Source organism: Caloramator proteoclasticus DSM 10124 (assembly GCF_900129265.1).
GTDB classification, from domain to species: Bacteria; Bacillota; Clostridia; order Clostridiales; family Caloramatoraceae; genus Thermobrachium; species Thermobrachium proteoclasticum.
This window is the reverse complement of the sequence record NZ_FQVG01000079.1, coordinates 1-7,859: the sequence shown is the minus strand read 5'-3', so window position 1 is coordinate 7,859 and position 7,859 is coordinate 1. Positions and strand designations below refer to the sequence as shown.

Sequence of the window (7,859 nt, the reverse complement as noted above, 5' to 3'; positions counted from 1 at the left end):
TTTGTTTTAAATAAACTTTTTATTACATTTTCGAAGCCAATTTTATGAGTAAATTCTTTAAGCAATAACAATCCTGTATCAGAAGATAAGTCACCACCATCAAAATTTAATCGTATTTTACTATTGCTTTCTAAACAAATATCATATAAACTAAACATTGAGAACCCTCCCTTTGTTTGGTATTTGTTTAGCAACTATATTATAACAAATTTGGGCCCTCTTTTTCATGTTTTTATTTCACTTTTTAAGTGAAATGCAGTTTAGTAAAAAATTAAGTTAATATGGGCTATAGAACTCTTTTAAATAAATTCCATGAATAATTCAGGTTAAATGTTGTATCATATAGTAAAAGTTTGGGAAAAATAAAATTTTTTATTCCAAAAGAGGGATTTATAAATTATAATATTGCATAAGATGTAAATTTGTATGTGGAACAAAATGGATAATATCACATTTCACTTGGGTGGCACGGAGGTTGGATATGCAGCAGATACTACAACATTTAATAAACATATTTCAATCCTATGGAATACTTGGTTTAATTGTTTTATCCTTTGCAGAGTCTTCGTTTTTCCCAATACCGCCAGATGTTATATTGATTCCTATGTGTTTAATGGACAAAAATATGTCCTTTTTATATGCATTATCAACAACATTGTCTTCCGTTGCAGGAGGTATTTTTGGGTATTACATAGGAAAAAGGCTTGGAAAACCATTATTGAGGAAGTTTTTTAAAGATGATAAGATTAAACAAGTTGGATATTATTTTGATAAATATGGAGGCTGGTCTATAGTAATTGCAGGCTTTACACCAATACCATATAAAATATTTACAATTGCAGCAGGGGTTTTTAATATAAACTTTTTTACATTTGTTACTGCCTCTTTAATAGGCAGAGGAATGAGATTTTTCCTTGAAGCAATATTAATTTTCTATATGGGAGATAGTGCAAAGTATTTTATAACAAACTACTTTGAATACATAACAATAGGAGTTGCTCTTTTATTAATTTTATTCTATACGTTATTTAGATATTTAAAGAAGAAGAACTTGTTAAAACTGAATTTTGCTGTATATAAGAAAGAGATATATGCAAGATTAAATAGTTTCCACAAAAAATATAGAATTGTGGACCAAACAGCCTTTTATGTATATACATCAATAATATTATCTATCTTCTCTCTATTTGTGTTCTGGGAACTTACAGAGGAGAATTTTATTCATAAGAATTATACCTTTGATATATATATTCTCCAATTAGTATTATCAATCAGAAATACTGCTTTAAATACAGTGTTTAAAGCAGTAACTATACTTGGAGACTATCAATTTATAATTGCATTTACTGTTTTATCCATTTTACTTATGATAAAGAATAAGAATAAAAAATTTGCACCATTTTTCGCATTAAACATAACATTAGTATGGATTTTTAATGAGATTTTGAAGCTACTTTTTAAAAGGCCAAGACCAGATTTAATATACAGGCTAATTGAAGCAAAGGGATACAGCTATCCAAGTGGCCACGCTATGGTTTCTTTAACCTTTGCCCTTGTTTTTGTGTATTATCTAAACGAAATGGAATTTAAAAATAACTTTATAAAGTGGATAGTTGTAATTTTAGCACTTATCATAGGTATAAGCCGTATATATCTTGGGGTACACTACTTTACAGATGTTTTAGCAGGCTGGGCAGTTGCAGTAATATATTCAACAACAAGTATATTAATCTATAAAAATGTTTTAACAAAGGTGAGGTAAAATATGTTTCCATTTAATAATAACAAGGTTATGCTTTTAGATGGTGCAATGGGTACAATGGTTCAAAGATATAAGAGAAAAAAAGATTTAATACCAGACATACTAAATATTACAGAAGCTGAACTTATAAAAAAAATACACAGTGAGTATGTTGATGTAGGATGTGATGCAGTATTAACAAATACATTTCGTTCAAATAGGTTAAGTATGGATGAGTGTGGATTTGACTTTAAAGATGTAATAAAAAGAGGGATAGAAATAGCAAGAAGTGTAAGCAAAAATGTACTTGTTGCACAAGATATTGGGCCAATAGGAAAACTTATTGAGCCTAAAGGACCTATAAGGAAAGAAGAGGCCTTTGAAATTTATAGAGAGCAAATTAAGATAGGTAAAGAAGAAGGTGTGGATTTTATAATTCTTGAAACTATGTATGATATTGAAGAATTAGATGTTGCATTAAGTGCAATGGACGAATTCAATATACCTGTTTTTGCTTCAATGACATTTAACAAAGAGGGAAGTACTTTTTTAGGTTATACTCTTTATGATATGATAAAAACAGTTGAAAAACATAGGGTTGTGGCAGTTGGTGCAAATTGCTCAACAGGCCCCTTTGATATGCTAAATATAGCCCAGGAAATATTAAAAAGTACAAACATACCTGTTCTTGTAAAACCCAATGCAGGAATTCCAAAGCAAATAGATGGAGATTTGGTATATGATGTTGATGAAGATGAGTTTGCAAAACATATTTTATCAATGATTAATATAGGAGTTAAGGTTGTTGGAGGCTGCTGTGGAACAACACCAAGTTATATTGATAGGATAAGGGATATTATAAGTTAACAAAGTGAAACTATAAAATTATATGGAAATTACTTATTCATTTTAGGATAGGAGGATGACTATGATAACGTGGAAAGAAGAATATTCAATGGGGATTGAACATATAGACAATCAGCATAAGCACTTAGTTGAGATTGCAAATCAAGCTTATGAAGTATTAAAAAATGATTTATATATTGATAAGTTTGATAAAATAGTAGAAATATTAAAGGAACTTGAAGATTATACGGTATATCATTTTGCTTCAGAAGAAGAATATATGAAGCAAATAGGCTATGAAGGTTATTTTCTACACAAGATAGAACATATGCAGTTTATAGATAAAATAAAATCAATTGATTTAAATAAAGTTGATATTGAACAGGATAAGTATTTACTTGAGATATTAAATTTCATAGTTGATTGGTTGGTAAAGCATATATTAGAAAAGGATAAAGAAATAGTAAAATAAAAGAAGGGATAATAGTAATTTTCTATTATCCCTTCTTTTATGTGTGTCCGGCATGGTCGACAGCTTGGCGGTGAAAGTCCGCTATGGGCTTGGTAGTGGGAACCATTAGCCAATGGCAAGGGTGTCCATCGTGAGGTGGAATCTGAAGGAAGCCGGAGGCAAAGTCCCGACTCGATGAACAAGAATCACATATGAGGCTGACTTGAGGCGGACGAGTTTGCATAACAAAACAAAGTCCAACACTACCCGAACTTCATGCAGTAAATGTGGCGAGTACATGGGATGAAGGCGGTCGCTCTTACCCGGGGAGGTCTAACAGATACACCATTAAAGGAATGAAGTTTCCTAATGGTAACCTACTCAGTGATGGGTAGCTGAACTGTTAGAAGTCAGCAGACGTCATAGTACTACGAAATACGCGTTATCGTGGGAAGGACTTACGCTTTGAGGTTTTGAATTTTGAAGACTTCGAGAGATATTCAAAGATTGCAGAAAACTGAATATACAGGCTATCTTGTTGATAATAGTGTGGAATACGAAGGTAAACAAGAAGTGCATAGAGTATCTCCGGCAGTCCCAGAAAGAGAAACCAGTGCACAAGAATACGGAACCTTGGAAAGAATACTCTCAAGAGAAAATATGCAAAGAGCATATAAGAGAGTAGTTGCTAATAAAGGTAGCCATGGAGTAGATGGAATGACAACCGATGAACTTCGGAACTTTCTAATACAAGAGTGGCCAGAAAAAAATTAGCAATACTACAAGGGGAATATAAACCGCAACCAGTTAGAAGAGTGGAGATTCCAAAGCCTAATGGAGGAATTCGACTACTTGGTATACCAACTGTACTTGATAGATTAATACAACAGGCGATAGCCTAAGAATTAACACTAATATTTGATAAAGGTTTTTCTAATAATAGTTATGGTTTCAGACCAAACAGAAGTGCAAAAGATGCAGTAAAGAAAGCAAATGAATACATAAATGAAGGATATAGATGGGTCGTAGACTTAGACCTTGAAAAATTCTTTGACAAAGTAAACCACGATATTTTGATGAGCCGTGTAGCAAGAAAAGTTAAAGATAAGAGGGTTTTAAAATTAATAAGAGCCTATCTAACATCTGGAGTTATGTTAAATGGAATAAAAGTAAAGAATGAAGAAGGAACACCACAAGGAGGGCCATTAAGTCCACTTTTAGCAAATATAATCCTTGACGACTTGGATAAAGAATTAGAAAGAAGAGGACATAAATTCTGCAGATATGTAGATGACTGTAATATATTTGTTAAAAGTGAAAGAGCAGCTAAAAGAGTCAGAGAGAACATAACTGAATATATTGAAAAAGTCCTTAAACTAAAAGTAAATAAGAACAAAAGTGCAGTTGATAGACCATGGAAAAGGAAATTTCTTGGATTTTCATTCTATTTAACGAGAGGTAAATCTCAAATAAGAATAGCAGAAGAAAGCATAAAGAAGTTCAAGAACAAAATAAGGGAAATAACGAGTCGAAGAAATCCTTTAAGTACAGAGGAAAGAATTAATAAACTCAATCCGATAATCATTGGATGGGTAAACTACTTTTCACTTGCAAAAGCGAAGAAACACATGGAAGAATTAGACCAATGGATAAGAAGAAGATTAAGAATGTGTGAGTGGAAACTATGGAAAAAGGTCAGAACAAGGATAAGGAATCTGATAAAGTTAGGAATGAGGCCTTATTTTGCAAAAATATATGCCAATACCCGAAAAGGATACTGGCATATAGCAAATAGTCACATCCTATCAACAACTCTAACTAACGAATATTTCAATCAATTAGACTATAAGAGCCTAATCTCACAGTATTCTAAGATGCATGTAAACTAACGAACCGCCGTATACCAGACCGGTACGTACGGTGGTGTGAGAGGACGCTGAATAAAATAATTATTCAGCTCCTACTCGATTTTTAAAATTATACATAAATAAAAATTAAACACTAAATATAATAATTGAAACACTATTATTTTTTTTAAAAACACAATAAATAAAATATGAAGAAAGCTTGAATTATTAGTTGATTTATTGTTTGGCATACTATTTGCAAAATAAAAGATGGAATAATTGATTAGGGGGTAGTGGAAATATGTAAGTACTAATAAACAAAGATAAATAATTCTGATGACGTACAGACTTATACATATAGAGAATGTGATGGATACTCTTATTTAGTTATTGAGTAATTATGTAAATAGGAATAACAAAAATATAAAATTACTCACTTTGTTAGTATCTAATTAATAACAGTTAATAAATCTTTATACTTAATGGATTTAATAGTAAATAATTAAGTTATATAAAAATAAATGGGAGGTAAAAATCATATGAAAAAAGATTTAAAAATAACTATTATTGGTGGAGGTTCGAGTTATACACCTGAAATAATTGAAGGGTTTATAAAAAGACATGATACTTTACCTGTAAAAGAGATATGGCTTGTAGATATAGAAGAAGGAAAAGAAAAATTAGAAATAGTAGGGAATTTGGCAAAACGAATGGTTAAAAAAGCACAAATAGATTGTACTGTTAATTTAACATTAGATAGAAAAGATGCTTTAAAAGGTTCAGATTTTGTAGTTACACAGTTTCGTGTAGGTCTGATGGATGCAAGAATTCGAGATGAAAAAATTCCTTTAAGATATAATTGCATTGGACAAGAAACTACAGGAGCAGGAGGATTTGCAAAAGCATTAAGAACTATTCCAGTAATATTAGATATATGCAAGGATATGGAAAAGATTTGTCCGGATGCTTGGTTAATTAATTTTACAAATCCTTCTGGAATCATTACGGAAACAGTTTTGAAACATACCAATATAAAGGTAATTGGACTTTGTAATGTGCCTGTATTAATGCACATGGTTGCTGCTGAAGCTGTGGGAGCAAAAAGTAAGGATGAAGTTTTTGTTCATTTTGCAGGTTTAAACCATTTAGTATGGGGAAGAAAAATTTATTATCAAGGCAAAGATGTAACTTCACAAGTAGTAGAAAAGATTGTAAATGGGATGAAATTTACGACAAGAAATATAGCAGAAATGGGATGGATAAAAGAACAAATAAAAGATTTAAATATGCTACCATGCCCTTATCATAGGTATTATTATTTAACTTATAAAATGCTTCAGGAAGAAATAGAATCCGCAAAGACGATAGGAACAAGAGGAGAAATAGTTAAGAAAGTAGAAAAAGAACTATTTGAAATATATAAGGATCCAAATCTTGCAGAAAAGCCAAAACAATTAGAGCAAAGAGGAGGACAATATTATTCGGATGCTGCATGTGAGTTAATTAACTCAATATATAATGATAAGCGTATAATAATGACTGTTAACACAAGAAATAATGGAGCTATAGCAGATTTACCAGATGATGTTGCAATTGAAACCAGTTGTGTTATAACAAAGCAAGGAGCAATTCCACTAAATACAGGTCATGTAGAAGTGCAAATTCGAGGTTTATTACAAGTGATAAAAGCATATGAAGAATTAACAATTGAAGCAGCTATAAAAGGAGATTACAACAAAGCTCTCCAGGCATTAACAATGCATCCATTGGTAACGAGTGCTGAAGTGGCTAAAAAAATATTAGATGATATTATTAAAGAAAATATAGATTATTTACCACAATTTAAAGTATATAATTAAAAAGCTATAGGTAATAAGAAAATAAATATTAAAAGATTGATAAAACGGTTATGAAATGTATTTAAAATAAAAATAAATTAATATATGAGACTGTAAATAATTTTGTGTAAATTGATTAAAAGCCTCTTTCTTGGTAAGAATTAGAATATAAACCAAGAAGGAGGTTTTTAAAATGTCATTGCTAACAAAAGAACAATTAAAAGCTTTTATTAACCAAAATAATATTCAATTTGTAAATGACTTATACGCGTCATTAAAAGAACTTTTTAAAGAAACCCTACAAGAAATGCTTGAAGCGGAGCTCTCATCAAGTCTTGGTTATGAAAAATATGAAAAAACAGATAAAAATAATTCTAACTCAAGAAATGGATATACTCAAAAGACTGTTAAAACTCAATTCGGAGAAATGGAAATTGATATTCCACGTGATAGAAATGGGGAATTTGAGCCCCAAATTGTACCAAAGTACAAAAGAGATATTTCTGGAATAGAGGAAAAAGTCATTGCTCTTTATGCGAGGGGTATGTCTACAAGAGACATTCATGACCAAATTAAAGAAATATATGGTATAGATGTTTCTGCTGAAATGGTTAGTAAGATAACTGAAAGAATAGTTCCTGAAATTAAAAGTTGGCAGTCAAGACCTCTAGAAAAAATATATCCTTTTGTATTCATGGACGCTATACATTATAAAGTTAGAACTGATGGACACATAATTAATAGAGCTGCTTACGTTGTTTTAGGTGTAACTGTTGAAGGTAATAAAGAAATTTTAGGTATATGGATAGGTGAAAATGAAAGTTCTAGATTTTGGCTTGGTGTTTTAAATGAACTTAAAAATAGAGGAGTAGAAGATGTATTGATATTTTCAGTGGATGGTTTAGCTGGTATTAAAGAAGCTATTCAAGCAGCTTTCCCAAATTCAGAAATTCAAAGATGTGTTATTCATCAATTAAGAAACTGTTTTAAATATGTTTCGTATAAACATTTAAAGGAATTTAGTAAGGATTTTAAAGCTGTATATCAAGCACCTAATGAAGAAATAGCAAGAGAAGAATTTGAAAAATTAAAAAGCAAATGGCAAGGTCAATATCCCTATGCTATTAAAAGCTGGG

At 30.8% G+C, this 7,859-nt stretch carries 6 protein-coding genes and 1 pseudogene; 6 read left to right on the top strand and 1 reads right to left on the bottom strand.

The genetic code is table 11. The annotated features are described in order from the left end of the window. On the bottom strand, positions 1-158 hold a 158-nt coding region (locus BUB63_RS13490; protein WP_200790191.1), incomplete at its 3' end, for a transposase. Between the two features lie 323 nt (positions 159-481). On the opposite strand from BUB63_RS13490, the gene BUB63_RS12355 reads away from it, so the two are divergent. The 6 genes and pseudogenes from BUB63_RS12355 to BUB63_RS12325 all read left to right on the top strand — a co-directional run. After that, positions 482-1,762 (top strand): phosphatase PAP2 family protein, encoded by a 1,281-nt coding sequence (locus tag BUB63_RS12355; RefSeq protein ID WP_143290291.1) that lies wholly within the window; start codon positions 482-484, stop codon positions 1,760-1,762. A gap of 3 nt (positions 1,763-1,765) precedes the next feature. Continuing rightward, positions 1,766-2,608, top strand: coding sequence for a homocysteine S-methyltransferase family protein (locus tag BUB63_RS12350; protein ID WP_073250208.1), 843 nt, complete (start codon positions 1,766-1,768; stop codon positions 2,606-2,608). A 61-nt stretch (positions 2,609-2,669) separates the two neighbouring features. Further along, positions 2,670-3,059, top strand: coding sequence for a bacteriohemerythrin (locus tag BUB63_RS12345; protein ID WP_073250205.1), 390 nt, complete (start codon positions 2,670-2,672; stop codon positions 3,057-3,059). Between the two features lie 459 nt (positions 3,060-3,518). Next, positions 3,519-4,927: pseudogene (ltrA, locus tag BUB63_RS12335) on the top strand (group II intron reverse transcriptase/maturase). A gap of 497 nt (positions 4,928-5,424) precedes the next feature. Further along, entirely contained in the window at positions 5,425-6,744 is a 1,320-nt protein-coding gene (locus tag BUB63_RS12330) for a 6-phospho-beta-glucosidase (protein ID WP_073250203.1), read from the top strand. A gap of 172 nt (positions 6,745-6,916) precedes the next feature. Next, positions 6,917-7,859, top strand: a 943-nt coding sequence (locus BUB63_RS12325; RefSeq protein WP_073250200.1) for an IS256 family transposase, incomplete at its 3' end; no start/stop codon positions are given.